Here is a 16341-nt window from a genome sequence, read left to right as displayed (position 1 = left end):
CGTTATCCCGCACAGGAACACGGCAGTATTAACAACAAGCAAGAGAGTTTATGAAGTATTTTATTCGGGGTTTGTTTTTAAGTCTGGTAATGAGCTTACCAGTCATGGCCCAAACCGAGCTACTCGACAAAGTAGCGGTGATTGTTGATCAGGGCGTGGTACTGGAAAGTGAAGTACAGGCACTGGTTAATGAAGTAAAAGCAGATGCGGCTGCCAAGGATCAGCGTTTGCCTTCTGACGAAGCCCTGCGCACCCAGGCCATTGAGCGCCTGATTCTGAAAAACCTGCAACTGCAAATGGCAGAGCGCATGGGGATCCAGGTAAGTGATCCACAACTCGACCAAACCATTGCCAACATAGCCGCCGGAGAAGGCGCAACCGTTGAGCAGTTGCGGGATGAAATTACCCGTCAGGGCATTGCTTATAACGACTATCGTGAACAGGTTCGCGAAGAAATTATTATGGGCGAAGTACGCCGTGCAAACGTGCGTCGTCGCATTTATATTACCTCGCAGGAAGTCGATAACCTAGTTGATCTGATGGAACAACAGGGTTCTGCTCAGGCAGAGTATGAACTGGGTCACATTCTGATTGGTTTTCCGCCGGAAACTACCGATGCCGACGTGACCGATGCCCGTGAGCGTGCCGATAAAGTCCTTAAGCTGCTTGATGAAGGTTCTGAGTTTTCCCGATTGGCCATTGCGGCCTCATCAGGCTCTGAAGCCCTGGACGGTGGTAACATGGGCTGGATGAACATTAACGCCATGCCTACTCTGTTTGCCGAAGCGGTACAAGGTAAACGTAAAGGTGAAGTTATCGGGCCAATCCGCAGTGGCGCAGGTTTCCACATCCTTAAGATTCTTGATACCCGCGGTATTGAGGTGGTGGAAGTGGAAGAAGTCAACGCCCGACATATTCTGATTCAGCCATCCATTATCCTTAGTGAAGAACGCGCCCGCAGCATGCTGGTTGAGTTTAAAGAACAGATTCAGGCTGGCGACGCCGACTTTGCCGAACTCGCCAAAGAGTACTCAGCGGACCCAGGTTCAGCATTACGTGGCGGTGAACTGGGCTGGTCAGACCCCAGCATCTATGTGCCCGAATTTAAAGAAGCACTGGCTAATTTGGAGCCCGGAGAGTACAGTGAACCGGTACGTACGCAACACGGTTGGCATTTAATTCAGTTGCTCGACCGTCGTATCGATGATGCCACAGAACAACGCAAGGAAGATAAAGCCTACCAACTGCTGTTTAACCGTAAATTTGCGGAAGAGAGTGAGAACTGGTTACGTGAGATGCGTGACTCGGCTTATATCGAAGTCCTTAGTGATTAAACTTAAGGTCTGACTATGACACCGCTTAAAATTGCCATCACACCAGGTGAACCTGCTGGCGTTGGCCCCGATCTGGTTATCGAACTGGCTCAACAGGAATGGCCCGCTCAGCTGGTTATTTTTGCCGACGAAGTCATGATGCAGGAACGCGCCGCGGCATTAAACATGCCGCTTAAGCTAACGCCTTACACCCATGGCGAGACACGAATTCAGGCGCAAGGCGAGCTGTTTATTCAGGCTATTCCCACTGCCGTGCCGGTTGCGCCTGGTGTATTGAACAGCGATAACGGCCACTATGTGGTAGAAACCCTGCGTCAGGCCTGCCAGGCCAACATCGAAGGCGACTTCGATGCAGTGGTCACCGGACCGGTAAACAAAGGCATTATCAATAAAGCGGGAATTTCCTTTAGTGGCCATACTGAGTTTTTTGCCCATCAGTCCAATACCATTGATGTGGTTATGCTGCTGGCAACGGAAGGTCTGAATGTCGCCCTGGCCACCACACACATTCCGTTGGAATATGTTTCCCGAGCGATTACCCGCGAGCGCCTGCACAAGGTCATTCACATTATTCATACCGATCTGAAGCTGAAATTTAATATCACCAATCCGCATATCTATGTTTGTGGTCTTAATCCACATGCCGGTGAAGACGGCCACATTGGCCGTGAAGAAATCGAAACGATTACTCCTGCACTGGACGAATTACGCGCAGAAGGCATTCACCTTACCGGGCCTTTGCCTGCTGATACCATCTTCCAGCCAAAATATCTGGAGGATGCAGATGTCGTACTGGCCATGTATCACGACCAGGGACTTCCCGTGCTAAAATATAAAGGCTTTGGTGCGGCAATGAATATCACGCTTGGCCTGCCGTTTATTCGCACCTCAGTAGACCATGGTACCGCGCTGGATTTGGCCGCAAAAGGTCAGGCCGACAGCGGCAGTTTTACCAAAGCATTGAATAAAGCAATTGAACTGGCTCATCATCAACAATGAATAAAACCCATTTAGGCCATACCGCGCGCAAGCGGTTTGGCCAGAACTTTTTAAACGACACCTTTGTCATTGAGCAAATTGTCGATGCCATTAATCCCCAGGATGGCGAGAATCTTGTTGAAATCGGCCCTGGTCTGGGAGCACTGACTGATCCGGTTTGTGAGCGGGTTAATGCACTGACGGTCATTGAACTGGACCGGGATCTGGCCAAACGTCTGCGTCATCACCCGTTTCATGGCAGCAAACTCACCATTGTTGAACAGGATGCCCTGACCGTTGATTTTAATGATCTGGCAAAGCCCGAAGCGCCTTTACGGGTATTTGGCAATCTGCCTTACAACATTTCCACACCTATCATGTTTCACCTGTTTTCCCACGCTGGCATTATTGGTGACATGCATTTTATGCTGCAAAAGGAAGTGGTTAACCGTTTAGCTGCCAACCCGGGCAATAAAAATTACGGTCGTTTGTCGGTAATGGCACAGTATTACTGCAAGGTTCAGCCGGTACTCAATGTGCCGCCAGGAGCCTTTGTGCCGCCACCAAAGGTGGAATCGGCCGTTGTCCGTCTTACCCCCCATCAAACCCCGGTGGTAACGGTAAGTGATGTAAAAATGCTTGAACGAGTTTGCACGATGGCGTTTAATCAACGCAGAAAGACCATACGTAATAGTCTGAAAGACTGTATTGACGAAGCACAGTTAGAAGCGCTTGGCCTTGATCCAACCCGACGGGCTGAGACACTGTCGCTCGATGATTTTGCAACCATTGCGAATTGGGTAAGTGAACATGACAGCACCGAAGACCGAACATAATCCGGCCGATCTGGTTACCGTTAAAGTAGTAACGCGGCACTTACCAGAACATTTGCCCTCAGACAGTGATAAGTATGCCTTTGCGTATCAGATTACCGTGATTAATCACAACAGCTTCGCGGTAAAACTTACTCATCGCTACTGGCTGGTTACTGATGCAAATGGCAAGCAAACCGAGGTCAGCGGTGAAGGCGTGGTAGGTAAACAACCCACCATTGAACCAGGTGACAGCTTTCAATATACCAGTGGCTCCGTCATTGATACGGAAGTAGGCACTATGCAGGGGTATTACGACATGAAAACCGCCGACGGCGATGTTTTCAGGGTACCCATAGAACCATTTCGCCTCGCGCTACCCAATATCATCAACTAACTTATAGTAATGGCATCATATGTAATTGGCGACATTCAGGGGTGTTACGCCGGGCTTCGCCGTTTGCTCGACAGCGTTAGCTTTGAGCCTGGCCGCGATAGCCTGTATGCCGTGGGCGATCTGATCGCCCGTGGTGAGGACTCGCTGAATACCCTGCGTTATCTGCGTTCGTTAGGCAGTAGTTTTTACAGTGTTCTGGGTAATCATGACCTGCACTTTTTATCGGTATCGCAAGGGATAAAAAAAGCCAAGCGCAGTGATAACCTTGAGCCGCTAATGAAAGCCCCTGATATGGCGGAGCTTACCGCCTGGCTGCGGCAATGGCCACTGGCAATGGCCATTGATGATAAGCACACCATGGTACATGCCGGTTTATATCCGGGCTGGTCGACGGCACAATTACTGACGTACAGTCAGGAAATCGCCGACCAACTCAAAAGTGTAAAATGGTGTCAGTTGCTCGACAATATGTACGGTGACGGTCCACCTAAGTGGAACAAGAAACTGAGCGGTAAACAACGTCAACGATTTATCATTAATGCCACCACCCGAATGCGCTTTGTCCGCCCCTCACTGGCACTTAATTTATCGGTAAAATCTGCGCCGAAAGACGCGCCATCTTCTTTGCTTCCCTGGTTTGACATCGCCAACCCGCAGATAAAAACCGATGAACGTATTCTGTTTGGCCACTGGGCAGCCCTGCAGGGCATCACCTCTTCGCCGCAATTTATCGCGCTGGATACCGGCTATGTGTGGGGTAATACCATGACCCTCTGGCATAAAGAAACCGGCGAATATATTTCGGTTTCTGCGTAACCACATCTCAGCGACTATAATCATGAGCAACCATTAATTAAATCACTTAACTATTGGCTGAACCGTCCGATAAGAAAGTGATAGCTGATAGAAAAAACCGCTTAAAAGGTTCTAATACTTTTGTATCAGTTTTAAAAGATTGGTATAACTAATCTTGCGGAGGAAAAAGCGCCTCTGCAACAGATTATCCGGTTTATTGCTCGCTTTGAGGGGATGCAACGCTGCAATACCGAAGAAACCGGTTAACACCAGACTCCGAACAGGCACAGTTCCTGTTTGTTTGGAACGCCAAAACTATAATAATGCTCTGGGAGCTACAATGAATTTAACGGTAAAAGCACGGGTTATTCTCGGCTTCTTCACGATAAGTGTACTGCTGCTAATCATCAGCGCAGTGTCTCTGGTTAATCTTCGTTCACTGCAACATGATGTGGGCGAAGTTAACACCGTGGCAGTGCCTACAGTTATCGGCAGCAATACGCTCAAAGCCTCATTTTTAAATATGGGCCGTCTGGTTTTCGAAGCTTATGTGTCAGATGAACTGTCAACAGTCAAAGAAAAACAAACACAGTTTGAGGAAGCCAGTCAGAACTTTACGAATGCTTATAGTGCGCTGGCAGCAACAGTAAAGAATGACCCTAAACTGAGTTCGGCGTTACAGAACGTAAATAGTATCTCGAAGGAATACCTGGCCACGGTCAACGGTTTATATGCCAGCCACAACAGCTATTTATCCCGTCGCAACGATGTCGAAGACCGCTTAATGGACGTCGAGGATAACGCCGACGACGCCTCTACTTATTTGCTCGATTTTAGCGACTTACGCGAAGTACAAAGCAATGCTAATCTGCGTCGCGCCTCAGAACTGGGTGGCGAACTGGAAACCCGCCTGCTTACTCTTATCACGGTAACGTCTGACTACATCAAAACCCAGACATTGGTGCGTGCCGATACACTGGGCAACGAAGTCAAATTTGCCGTGGATGCCATTCGTGAACAGCTCGACGCGATGCTTAGTGCTGCCAATGGTGAGGATTCATCCGGCTCGCTGGAAGAAGTTGAGTCCATGGTCAACGATGCCATCGATGCGGTAACAGGCAGCGATGGCGTGGTACAATTGCATGTATCCCGCCTGGAACTGCGTAACCAGACTGAAAAAGCCCTTGGCAAATCTGAAGAAATGGCGGACAGTGCGGTAGGCGAACTTGAGCAACTGCTTAACCTGACCAATGCCAAGGTAAAAACCCTGGAAGAACAGGTCAACAGCAACGTTAGCTTTGGTACAACAATCGTGCTCGGTATAGTTGTTGGCTCTTTGGTGCTGGCCTTCTTCACCGGCTATAAAACCGTTAATGCCATTACTATTCCGCTTAAGAAAGTCAACGACTTGCTTAACATCGCCTCCTCCGGTGATCTGACTCATAACCTGGATGACTCCAGTCAGGATGAGTTTGGTCAGTTGGCGAAAAACTGTAATAAACTGATCCTCAGTCTTAAAGAGCTCATCCGCGGCATTAACGTGCGCGCCGAACAACTCGCCGCTGCGTCAGAGCAAACGTCAGCCGTTACCTTGCAGACCACCAAGTCTATCCAGGATCAAAAAGCGCAAATTGGCCTGGTAGCAACGGCGACAACAGAAATGCATTCAACTTCACAGATGGTCTCGCAAAATGCTGAAGATACTCTGCTTGAAATCCGAAATGCCGATCAGGAGTCTAACAAGGTTCGTGATATTTCCTTGGAAAACAAAGCCACCATTGAAGTACTGGCGCGCGACGTAGAAGACGCCGCGCTGGTAATTCATAAGCTTCACCAGGACAGCGCCAGCATCGGCAGCATCCTCGATGTTATTCGGGGCATTGCCGACCAGACCAACCTGTTGGCACTGAACGCCGCTATTGAGGCAGCCCGTGCCGGAGAGCAAGGCCGTGGCTTTGCTGTGGTAGCTGACGAAGTCCGCACACTGGCTAGCCGCACGCAGGAATCGACGCAGGAAATCAACGCCATGATCGAAGTTCTGCAGGAAGGAGCAGAAAAAGCGGTATCGGTAATGGATCAAGGCAAACAGCAAACCGCCAAGTGTGTTGAACAAACCGAACTGGCCACCCAGGCTCTGGACATTATCTCTAAAGCCGTTAAACAGGCTCACGATGTAAGTAGCCAGATTGAGCAATCAGCCCGTGAACAAAACCTGGTATCACAGGATATCTCTGAGAAGCTGGAAACCATTGTCGGCATCGCAGAAGAAACCACCGTGGGTGCACAACAAACGTCAGAATCGAGCGAAGAAGTTGCTCGCCTGGCCGAAGAACTGCAAAGCTCTATCCGACAGTTTAAGGTTTAAAAGCACCTTAATGTTTTTATATCCCGGGAACGCCAAGGGCGTTACCCGGGATTTCCTAAATCACCCGACTAACCTCATCGCTCGCGCGTTTTTTAAACCCCGGAATCGTTGAAAACGATATCCGGGGTCTCAATGTCATCCCGGAATTTTCGAAGCAATTATCCGGGACCCCCTTGCTTGTTATCGTATACTCAAAAAAATCTTCGAGCGATTTAGCTACGCAGTAAAAATTGCGCTAAATTCCCGCATCAGCATTCTGTCGGGGTGCCGACAGCACCCAAAGGGGACTTCCTTGCCCGCGCTGGCCGGTGCCGACATCCATGACGGCTCTACGCTTTTACTTGATCTGCCAGCCACCAGTATTTCGCGATACAAAGAACCAAATATAGAGCAAGCTGTTATAAATGAGTCATACCGTTCAGGAAATACCGGCTCAAAGGCCGGCATGACAATTTTTTGAATGAGATCACCACGCACACCCTCTAGTTTGTACCGAACACTTCAGCAATACGCCCGGCAATATCATGACCGCCTTTGTCACTGTCCCAGGTTACCGAGATCACGCACCAGCGACGGCCGTCGTTCACCAGTTGGAAAGTATTAATCCCCCTGGAGTAAACTAATTTATCCGGCGCTTCCCGGGATTCATAAGCGCTGATAACCATAGCCATATGGCCAACCTTAATCGTTTGATTATGAGTTTGGGTTTCATAAAACCCGACATCCTTAAATAGTAATTTATTGAGTGCCACAAACTCACGGGGTGTCAGCACTGAAATATCCGGCATTCCCTCGCGATGAAACAGTAGTGTAATAGTCGCAGTGGGGGCAAACAGGTCGTGGAGCAACTGCCAGTTACGTTCCTCCCCTGGTGCACCAGACACCACTTCATATAAAGCCGGCACAATGTCGGACAAGGCCTCGGCTTCACTGCGATACGGGCCACAAAAATGAGGTTCTTCCGGCACCACCGCCGCTCTCACTCTGTTCGAGATAAACTGGTTCAGACTGCTCACTAACAACACCATGACAATGACTAATTCTGCTGCGCGGTAACCAGGTTTATAACTAAATCGCATCATGTAATTTTCCGTGGCGAATTGATGCTGGTCAGCTTACGACCTTACACAAAGGTACGTTGCACCGGGCGTCCAAAACTCTTAACCAATCGTATAATTTACACAAAGCAGACCCCCATTGAGCGTTATTCACAGTGTGCTTATCTTATTAAGCTCGTTTTTCACCTGATAAATCGCTACCTTTACGCCACTAATCGGTGCAGTGTCGGGCACGCAACAACACAATAATAATGCGATCCGTCCACGCGTTTAATCTGCCGCATAGAGCAGAACTGGTCATTGGCTGCGTAGTTAAAAATTACTCACGCCCAGTCGCCCACTGATTAAGTACCTATTGCCTGAAAACGACCGTTATTTTTATTGTTGTTCTTCTTTGAAGGGAAATTAATGTCTAGTGATACCCGAACAGGCTATAGAAGCCTTAAGGCAGTCGGTACACCGTTAAAACTATCGTTACTCTCTGTCATTCTGACCACGTTGTCGGCTACCGGCACCGTGTGTGCACAAACCACGGCTTCGCCCGTAGCAAGACCTTCTGATGATGCTACCAATCAGAGCGCCAGAGAGCGCGACCGGATCTTACTCAAACGCAACCCCATTGCTTCTGAATATCAGAGTAACGAGGCTCCCGGGCGCTTTTTCAGCGCGGTGAGCGATGCCGAAGGCGTGGATTTCAGAGGTCAGTTTCGTTTATCAAAAGGGAGGGCCGAAGCCCACAATGCAGAGCTTGAGGCCAACGTAAGTTATCAGGACGTAGCCAAGGAGTCTACGCCTGGCGGCAGTCTGAAACTGGCTAAAAGTGTTAACCGCTGGCGCTTGCAGTTTAACGCACAGAAAAACAGTCTGGAGCGAAAAGTCGATTTTTACGAGGCCCGCTGGCTGTCCATTGATGCCCCTGACGCACCTGAACAACGGGCATTATTGCTGGGCTTCCCACGCTACAGTCAGGATCAGTTTGATACCACCAGCACCAATATGCAATGGCGTGCTGACTACGTACTTTCACAGCACACCTTTTTTACCTACGAAGGCATGTCGACCAACTACGACGATATCGCCACCCGTAACCGGCTTGAATACCAAATTGGCGCTGGGTCCATTGATAATGCCGAACTGAGTAATGATGGCTCCACGTTAAGCGATGTCAGCGTGTTCGACTCGCGGATCCGTCGTTACTTTCACCGTATGGAAACCGCCAGGGATATTCATCGCCATCGCCTTGGCTTCAATTACGAAACCGATACCAGCGCTGTTGAAGCCGGTATCTACTTCAGCCGCTGGGTAAACGAGCGACTCTGGCTGCCCTGGAACTTTGTTGATCAGGGGCTGACGGCTAATTATTCAATTGATAGTCCTTATCTGCCAGCTACCACCGTGACCAATGCCGACGTATTTGATACCAATCAGTCATTGTTTGCCAACTACCGGCCGACCCTGACTACCACAACAGATACCGATTATGCATTCGTTACCGATTGGAGCCAGCAGTTTAAGGTTGCCGGGCGGCCGGTGTGGGTTGGCAGCGGTATCACGTGGCGCAATAAAGAACGTGATAACGACAATTACCGCTCGGTTTATACCGCTACCGACAACCGTTTCAGCCTCACCGAGGTACTGGGCAGTAATCAGCCGGTCGCCATTATGGAAGGCCGTACCACCATTCCCGCTGGTATGGACTTATTATTAGGTGAGCCCTATCTGGCCGCTAACCCGGAGCAATTTAACTTTAATCCGGCACAATCCTTTTTAGAGTCTATTCAAGATATTTATACCAGTGAAGAAACGGTGAGTTCCGCCTACATCGATGCTTACCAGCAACGGGCATCCTGGTTCTGGCGCCTTGGCCTGCGCTATGAAAAAACCGAAACCAGTACTCGTGGTGCAGTAAGTGGGCCCACGGAAGCCGGTATTGCCAACCTTGGCGATCAAATCACCAGCGTTGACGTTGCTGGCCTTAGTATCGAGGAAACCTTCAGCCACTTTGATGCGGCATTTGTGGAAGGCGGCAACAGCTATCAGCACCTGTTGCCGTCACTGGAGTTGCGCTATCAGTTATCCTCCTCCACCCGTTTAAAATTTAATTATTTTGAGCAGTTAATGCGCCCGCAGTATTTTGATACGGTGCGCTACCGTCGCATTAATCCTCCTACCCGCACCATTACCGAAGGCTCACCGGATCTGGAGGCCACTACCATTATTAACTGGTTTGCCGGACTTGAATATACCCACACCCAGGTAGGTAAACTCTATGCCGGAATATACTACAATGACATCTCAGATTTCTTTTATGATTCCAGGGTCACTGAAGAACTCGACGGCATTGTTTACGATGTTACCCGGGTGGAAAATGGTAAGGATGGTTTTATCCGTGGCGTGCAGACCTACTGGTCAAGGCAGTTTACTGATACAGGGCTGGCACTGGTTGATATTAAAGCGTCTTACACCTACTCAGATACTGAAGCCAATCTGACCGACCGTTCAATTGCCATGCCTGAACGTGCTGAGCACCGCTTGATGATCAACCTGCTGATAAAGAACGATCAGTGGCAATATACCACCAATCTGGCCTGGCAAAGTGAAGCTCTGGACGATGTAGGCGCCGATGCCCAACAGGACACCATCAGAGAAAAAGTCCTAGCATGGAACCAGTCTTTCAGTTGGCGGTTCAATGAACACCTCAGTACAAAATTCAGCCTGAACAATATTCTAAACTACCCGGACCGTTCTTATCTGACCGAGCAAAAGCGGGTTATCAATAATCTGTACAGCGGCACAACAGCCAAATTGAGCCTGCGCTATACCTTTTAAAATCTCATCAGATTGTTCGACTGGTTGAGGGATCACCAGCGCACTTTCTGACGCTGTTGTTTACGCTGACTCTTGGCCTGTTTGGCATCTTTGCGGCGGGCCTTAACGGCCCTGCTGACCCGGGTTGGGCGGCGCTTTTTCTGCACTTTGGTGTTGTCCTTAATCCATTCCACTAAACGGGCAATGGCATCTTCTCGATTCTGCTCCTGAGTTCGGAATTGTTGCGCCTTTATAATCATCACCCCATCGGAGTTCACCCGGCCGTCATTGCAGTTGAGCAACTTTTGCTTAATTGGATCGGGTAAGGATGAGTTGTGGATATCAAACCGTAAATGAATAGCACTGCTGACCTTATTAACATTCTGCCCACCACTGCCCTGAGCCCGAATAGCCTGCAGCTCTATTTCGGTTTCGGCAACAGCCAGTGTCGACGTGATCTCAATCATATTGCTCATATATCCATCAACTGTAATAAATCCATACCGAATAATACCGCGAAAGCGTTATTTTTTATACCTTATGGCTTTTTAGCTACCCAGCATAAAAATAACAGTGTTACGATAGAAAACGGTTAAGAAGTCTCCAAAGAGGTCAGCTTTACGTGTTTCGCTGCTATACCATTGTTGTCGGTTTGATGTGTGTAAGCTTACTGTTTATTACTACTGCGTGTCAGTCTAAACAACTTACCGTGCTCTATGCGGCTGAACTGCCCCTGATCATAAACCCGCCTCATGGCAGCTACGCCAATCTCGCTACGCTGGTTAAGCAAACCAGAAACGCTCAACAGCCCAATCTGTTTTTATTTGGCGGTGGTAGCCTGGCACCCAGCATGTTGTCATCTTTTGATCGCGGTGCGCATATTATCGATATTCTCAACACTATCGAACCGGATGCTATGGGCATAGCTAAGCGGGAGTTCAGTTACTTTGAAGATGAACTGTCGTTACGCGCCTATGAAGCTGCTTTCCCGTTAGTATTAAGCAATGTGACCGATCCACTCTCCCGGCATGAACTTGAAGGTACCTGGCAAGATATCATTCTTGAAAGGGGAAGCGTCAGGGTTGGCATACTCACAGTGATAGCCAGCGTTTCCTCAGAAGAGTACTTAATGAACAGACTGCAAATTAACTCTCCTTACGACACCATTGTCAGCCGTGCCGGCGCGCTGCGCGAACGCGGCGCAGAATTGATAGTGCTGATGATTTCAGACGAATTACCTTTTATTAATAAGCTATTGAGACAATCGCAAGTCGATCTGGTGCTACGCAGCGATCCCTACTATGTGGAGCCAGTGGCCGCCGATGAAAAACCACGGGCAAATTACGTCATCGTAACCAGTGAAGCCACGGCAGCTAAAGTGAACATTGAATGGCCGGAAGGCAATCCATCTGATGCACGATTTGACGTGGACTTACTGCCACTCAGGGATTACCCGGTAGATCCGGTTATTGCCGAGCAGGTAGCCACTTATGATAACCGAATTACCGCGCTGCTCAGCGAACAGATTGCCCGTCTCACCACCGAAATGGATACCAACCGGACAGCTGTGCGCACGCGTGAGAATGGCTTTGGTAACCTGGTAAGCGATGCCCTAAAAGAGGCCAGCCACACCGATGTGGCAATCATCAACGGCGGTGCTATCCGGGGCGAGCGCAGCTATCGTGAGGGACACCTGTTAACCCGTAAGGATATTACCAGCGAACTGCCGTTTCGAAATCATATCCGGGTGCTGAGGATAACCGGGGCTGATTTAAAATCGGCGTTGGAAAACGGGGTGAGTAGGGTTGAAGACGTTTCAGGCCGCTTCCCGCACGTTTCCGGTATGCAGTTTAGTGTGCAGCTTTCTGCTGCACCAGGCAATCGCGTGAGAGATCTCACCATTAACGGGGCGCCCATAGAGCCCGGTCGTATCTATTCTCTTGCCACTTCCGATTACCTGGCAAATGGTGGTGATGGTTATGACAGCCTCAAACAAGGAACGGAAGTCCCTTTCAGCCAACAGGTTACCCCTCTGATTGCCGACATTGTGATCAGTGTTTTACGACGTCAGTCTACGTTGTCTGCTACCGCAACGGGCAGAGTCAGCTTTATAAACGGCAGGGACAGCTGAGATGAATAGCCAACAGGGACGGCCGCCCGCCAGCAAACAGCTTAAGCTGAGGAGATTGTACTCGTTATCCGGGATCATTAATTTAAGTTTGGTTACGCTAATCATTGCGGTCATGATCCTGGCCTACACCACCTATTCGAAACTGTCTTCGTTCGAACAGTCATTAAATTCAATGATGGATAAATCGCTGCCCAGCGTTATTCAATCAGGCAAACTGTATTCGCAAATGAACCTCTTACTAAGCGGCACCGAACAATTGTCCATGGCCAATTCAGAAGCCATGCGCAGAATTGCTACGAATGCCATTACACGACAGTTAGAAGGCTTACACAAACTGTCACAGGAATATGAGCAAACCAACCATAACACGTCACAACTGAGTTCCGTTGAGCGGGAACTGGATGAACTCAATGTGTTAGTAGAGCAACGCATTGCCATCAATAACAGAATCGATCGGTTGGCTGCAAAACTCTACGATCTGCAAAGCCAGATCAATGCCGACCTGACTGTTGGTAACCCAACAACTGCCAGCATATCCTGGTCTTTACTGTTTTCCCGTATAATGCTGCTCTCAGCTGAACTTACCAGCCTCGACCAGTTAAGCGAAATACGACAACGGCAGAGTAACCTGGATAATCTGTTCACCTCACTCTCCGCACTAGCCGATACGCTGCCAGCAGACCAACAACAAAGTGCACAGCAGGCCATTGCGGCGTTGTCTGAAACCGTATTACATCCCAAATCCGGGTTAATTGCACTGCGACAGTTACAGTTAAAGATCCTCGGGCGGGTGCAGGGCAGGAGTAATTTTGTTCGCAACCTGATTGCCGACTATGCCCGCTTAAATGAATTTGAATCTCACCAGCTAAACCAGGCAGTGCTGGGCCAGGCCGCGAAGACATCCCGACTGGTTGAACAGCAGGTGAAGCAAGCCAGCTTGCTGTTTATCATCATTTTGTTTGCTTACATTGGATTTGCCGTGTTTATCCAGCGCGTGGTGGTTAACCGGTTAAAAACCCTCAACAAGCAGGTACAACAACGCTCCTCTGGACAAGGCCACCGCATAACCGTGAGTGGCAAAGATGAAATTACAGAGCTGGCACAGAGCTTTGAACGGTTTGCCACCACTATCGAGTTACAAAAGAACACCCTTGAAGAAATGAGTCTGCGCGATGCGCTTACTGATGTAGCAAACCGGCGGGCCTTCGACGACTACTATTCCCAGGCGCTCAATCTCGCTAGCCGCCAACGCTGGCCACTGACCGTGTTAATGATTGATGTGGATTATTTTAAACAGTACAACGATAACTACGGTCACAGTCAGGGCGACGTATGTTTAAAACAGGTGGCGTCATTAATTAAACAGCAGATGCCCCGTAAAACCGATATTCTGGCTCGTTACGGTGGCGAGGAATTTGCCGTCTTGCTACCCGATACTGACACACAAGGGGCGAGAACGGTGGCCCGGAATATCCTGGATGCATTTAAAAATGCGCAAATTCCTCACGACTTTAGTGGCGTTGCCGACCACGTTACCGTGAGCATTGGTATTTCTGTTGGCCAGCAACAGGATGGCCGGATCACCCTGCCCTCGGTGGAAGCAGCCGATAACGCTCTGTACAAAGCTAAGCGTACGGGCCGCAATCGCTGGGTGAATGATTCAGATATAGACGAACAGCAGTAAAATAAAGGAAAATAAAGGGGTCAGAGTTAATTAATTTATGAAGATTAATTAACTCTGACCCCTTTATTTGTTTATTTGGGTTGGGTTTTAGCTACGGTTAACGTTATTCAAATAACTCTTTATGCAATACCGTTACAATCTCAGTGCTGTCTGACTCATTCACCAGAAATGAGATATTGTGCGGGTTAGCACCGAAACAAATCATTCGCAGGTTGTAATCAGACACGGCCGCAAAAATCCGGCTCGATACGCCTTTACTGGTTTGCATGTGATTACCTACGACAGTAACCAAATCAAATCCGTGCTCCACGGTAACGTTACAGATGGTTTCCAGTTCAGCAATGGTTTCACGATTTAACCGCTGCGCAACAGAGTTGGCCGGGTTATCCAGGGTAAAAGACACCGAGATCTCAGAGGTCGTGACCAGATCAACGCTCAGCCTATGCTTGGCGATAATCGCAAACACCTGCTGCAGGAAGCCCTGAGCATACATCATCTTCGGGGTTTTCACCGTTACCATCACCTGCTCTTTACGGCGGGTCAGCGCTCTGAATGGCGGCTCATTTTCGCAGTCTTTAACAATCCAAGTACCGCCCTTTTCAGGCTCTTTGCTGGAACCTACGAATACCTTAATATCTTTACGAACAGCAGGCTCCATGGTGGCCGGGTGCAGCACCTTGGCACCAAAAGTGGCCATTTCCGCGGCTTCTTCAAAGCTCAGTTCCGGTAACGGATGAGCGGCAGCGGTAATACGTGGATCAGTGGTGTAAACACCGGTCACGTCAGTCCAGATTTCGCAAACTTCAGCGCCAATCGCTTCAGCCAGCAGGGCTGCAGTAAAGTCTGAACCACCGCGTCCAAGCGTAGTGGTGCGGCCTTCTTCGTCGGCGCCTACAAAGCCCTGAGTAACCACAATGGCATCTTCAATTTCTGGCTTTAATAACGCCTGGGCGTTTTCAGCAATGACGTCCAATTGTGGTACAGCGGCACCAAACTCACTGTCGGTACGCAGAACCTTGCGGACGTCAAAGTTCATGGTAGTCACATCCTGTTCCGCCAGCACAGCGCTGAACATCAGTGATGACATACGCTCGCCCATGGACAAAAGCTGATCTTTCAGATCGGCGCGATGCAGGATCTCTTCGTGGAAAGCGAGTTTCTTCACTTCGTCCAGCAAATCATCCAGCTTAGCCGATACGCTGTCTTTATCTTTTAACTCATTCAGAATTCTGAATTCTATATCCGTAATCGCCTGACAAACTTCACCAATTTGCTCCTGGGTCATGGCTTTATGCGCCAGATCCACCAGATGATTGGTAATGCCCGCTGCGGCGCTTACCACAACAATACGAGTGCCTGGGTTGCCAGCAACAATGCGGGCACAGTTTTGCATAGCAGCATAATTGGCAACACTGGTGCCGCCAAATTTTGCAATGGTTAACGGGTTACTCACGGTGTTCTCCGTTTGTACGCTGTTCAAATCAGCGTTATGGATTGACAATCAGTTGGTCGCCAACATGGATATCATGCTTAGCAAACCAGCCCTGGTTCATTTCTAGCGCGTATTTCACCACTTTTGAAGCCCCCACCGACGTTAAGTCCTGTGGTTGCAGTGGCTTTATATCAGTAATAACGCCGTTTCTGTCGATAAATGCCACATCCAGTGGAATAAAGGTATTCTTCATCCACATGCTTGCTTGTTTTGCGGGATTAAATTCAAACAACATGCCGCAGCTTTCGCACAGGGTTTTGCGAAACATCAGGCCCTGAGCCCGCTGTTCGAATGTTTGGGCAAACTCCACCTGCAGTGCAATGTCGTTTATTTCAATTCGCGCGGATTCAAAATCAACAGCGTTTACGTTGCAGGCACTCAGCAGCAAACCAGCTATCAGGAGGCCTGACGCCATCAGTTTTGGTTTTATTATAGTGCGCAAACCCATTTATATTCCTTGTTAGTTACCTTACATACAGACATAAAA

At 49.1% G+C, this 16341-nt stretch carries 13 protein-coding genes; 9 read left to right on the top strand and 4 right to left on the bottom strand.

The genetic code is table 11. The annotated features are described in order from the left end of the window. Positions 1-50: 50 nt before the first annotated feature. The 6 genes from surA to AC2T0J_RS12465 all read left to right on the top strand — a co-directional run bounded on the left by surA (position 51) and on the right by AC2T0J_RS12465 (position 6681). Positions 51-1334, top strand: coding sequence for a peptidylprolyl isomerase SurA (surA, locus tag AC2T0J_RS12490; RefSeq protein WP_489806146.1), 1284 nt, complete (start codon positions 51-53; stop codon positions 1332-1334). Positions 1335-1349: 15 nt separating this feature from the next. Then, a complete protein-coding gene (gene pdxA, locus AC2T0J_RS12485; protein WP_489806145.1) occupies positions 1350-2333 on the top strand; it encodes a 4-hydroxythreonine-4-phosphate dehydrogenase PdxA in 984 nt (327 codons plus the stop codon). Next, positions 2330-3148: a 16S rRNA (adenine(1518)-N(6)/adenine(1519)-N(6))-dimethyltransferase RsmA gene (gene rsmA, locus AC2T0J_RS12480; protein WP_489806144.1), complete on the top strand. Its 819-nt coding sequence runs from the start codon at positions 2330-2332 to the stop codon at positions 3146-3148. Before pdxA ends, rsmA begins: the two co-directional genes overlap by 4 nt. Then, positions 3123-3521 carry a Co2+/Mg2+ efflux protein ApaG gene (gene apaG / locus AC2T0J_RS12475; protein ID WP_489806143.1) on the top strand — a complete coding sequence of 133 codons (399 nt, stop codon included), beginning with the start codon at positions 3123-3125 and terminating at the stop codon, positions 3519-3521. The genes rsmA and apaG overlap by 26 nt, the downstream gene beginning before the upstream one ends. Positions 3522-3530: 9 nt before the next feature. Next, entirely contained in the window at positions 3531-4337 is an 807-nt protein-coding gene (locus AC2T0J_RS12470; RefSeq protein ID WP_489806142.1) for a symmetrical bis(5'-nucleosyl)-tetraphosphatase, read from the top strand. Between the two features lie 319 nt (positions 4338-4656). Further along, positions 4657-6681 carry a methyl-accepting chemotaxis protein gene (locus tag AC2T0J_RS12465; RefSeq protein WP_489806141.1) on the top strand — a complete coding sequence of 675 codons (2025 nt, stop codon included), beginning with the start codon at positions 4657-4659 and terminating at the stop codon, positions 6679-6681. 482 nt (positions 6682-7163) lie between these two features. Here the strand turns inward: AC2T0J_RS12465 and AC2T0J_RS12460 are convergent, their stop codons facing one another. Beyond that, complete coding sequence (locus AC2T0J_RS12460; RefSeq protein WP_489806140.1) at positions 7164-7763, bottom strand: hypothetical protein; 600 nt, start codon at positions 7761-7763, stop codon at positions 7164-7166. 384 nt (positions 7764-8147) lie between these two features. Here AC2T0J_RS12460 and AC2T0J_RS12455 point away from each other — a divergent pair, with 384 nt between their 5' ends. Then, complete coding sequence (locus AC2T0J_RS12455; RefSeq protein WP_489806139.1) at positions 8148-10568, top strand: porin family protein; 2421 nt, start codon at positions 8148-8150, stop codon at positions 10566-10568. 32 nt (positions 10569-10600) lie between these two features. Here AC2T0J_RS12455 and arfB read toward each other — a convergent pair whose 3' ends face one another. Then, on the bottom strand, positions 10601-11014 hold the full coding sequence (gene arfB, locus AC2T0J_RS12450) for an alternative ribosome rescue aminoacyl-tRNA hydrolase ArfB (protein ID WP_489810333.1): 414 nt from the start codon (positions 11012-11014) through the stop codon (positions 10601-10603). Positions 11015-11169: 155 nt separating this feature from the next. On the opposite strand from arfB, the gene AC2T0J_RS12445 reads away from it, so the two are divergent. After that, the gene (locus tag AC2T0J_RS12445; protein ID WP_489806138.1) at positions 11170-12678 is read left to right on the top strand and encodes a bifunctional metallophosphatase/5'-nucleotidase; all 1509 of its coding nucleotides are present in this window, start codon (positions 11170-11172) and stop codon (positions 12676-12678) included. A gap of 1 nt (position 12679) precedes the next feature. Further along, complete coding sequence (locus AC2T0J_RS12440; protein ID WP_489806137.1) at positions 12680-14362, top strand: diguanylate cyclase domain-containing protein; 1683 nt, start codon at positions 12680-12682, stop codon at positions 14360-14362. A gap of 103 nt (positions 14363-14465) precedes the next feature. On the opposite strand, the gene lysC is transcribed toward AC2T0J_RS12440, so the two are convergent. Together lysC and AC2T0J_RS12430 are read right to left on the bottom strand one after the other, a co-directional pair. After that, on the bottom strand, positions 14466-15815 hold the full coding sequence (gene lysC, locus AC2T0J_RS12435; protein WP_489806136.1) for a lysine-sensitive aspartokinase 3: 1350 nt from the start codon (positions 15813-15815) through the stop codon (positions 14466-14468). A 34-nt stretch (positions 15816-15849) separates the two neighbouring features. After that, positions 15850-16269 carry a DUF192 domain-containing protein gene (locus tag AC2T0J_RS12430; RefSeq protein ID WP_489810332.1) on the bottom strand — a complete coding sequence of 140 codons (420 nt, stop codon included), beginning with the start codon at positions 16267-16269 and terminating at the stop codon, positions 15850-15852. Positions 16270-16341: the final 72 nt, after the last annotated feature.

It is taken from the genome of Alteromonas sp. ISO5, assembly GCF_058105165.1.
The sequence above is the reverse complement of the archived record's forward strand: the minus strand, read 5'-3'. Positions and strand labels throughout refer to the sequence as shown.

Excerpts from the sequence above, each read along its gene's own strand:
- surA (WP_489806146.1), top strand. The coding sequence starts at position 51 with ATGAAGTATTTTATTCGGGGTTTGTTTTTAAGTCTGGTAATGAGCTTA.
- pdxA (WP_489806145.1), top strand. The coding sequence starts at position 1,350 with ATGACACCGCTTAAAATTGCCATCACACCAGGTGAACCTGCTGGCGTT.
- rsmA (WP_489806144.1), top strand. The coding sequence starts at position 2,330 with ATGAATAAAACCCATTTAGGCCATACCGCGCGCAAGCGGTTTGGCCAG.
- apaG (WP_489806143.1), top strand. The coding sequence starts at position 3,123 with ATGACAGCACCGAAGACCGAACATAATCCGGCCGATCTGGTTACCGTT.
- AC2T0J_RS12470 (WP_489806142.1), top strand. The coding sequence starts at position 3,531 with ATGGCATCATATGTAATTGGCGACATTCAGGGGTGTTACGCCGGGCTT.
- AC2T0J_RS12465 (WP_489806141.1), top strand. The coding sequence starts at position 4,657 with ATGAATTTAACGGTAAAAGCACGGGTTATTCTCGGCTTCTTCACGATA.
- AC2T0J_RS12460 (WP_489806140.1), bottom strand. The coding sequence starts at position 7,763 with ATGATGCGATTTAGTTATAAACCTGGTTACCGCGCAGCAGAATTAGTC.
- AC2T0J_RS12455 (WP_489806139.1), top strand. The coding sequence starts at position 8,148 with ATGTCTAGTGATACCCGAACAGGCTATAGAAGCCTTAAGGCAGTCGGT.
- arfB (WP_489810333.1), bottom strand. The coding sequence starts at position 11,014 with ATGATTGAGATCACGTCGACACTGGCTGTTGCCGAAACCGAAATAGAG.
- AC2T0J_RS12440 (WP_489806137.1), top strand. The coding sequence starts at position 12,680 with ATGAATAGCCAACAGGGACGGCCGCCCGCCAGCAAACAGCTTAAGCTG.
- AC2T0J_RS12430 (WP_489810332.1), bottom strand. The coding sequence starts at position 16,269 with ATGGCGTCAGGCCTCCTGATAGCTGGTTTGCTGCTGAGTGCCTGCAAC.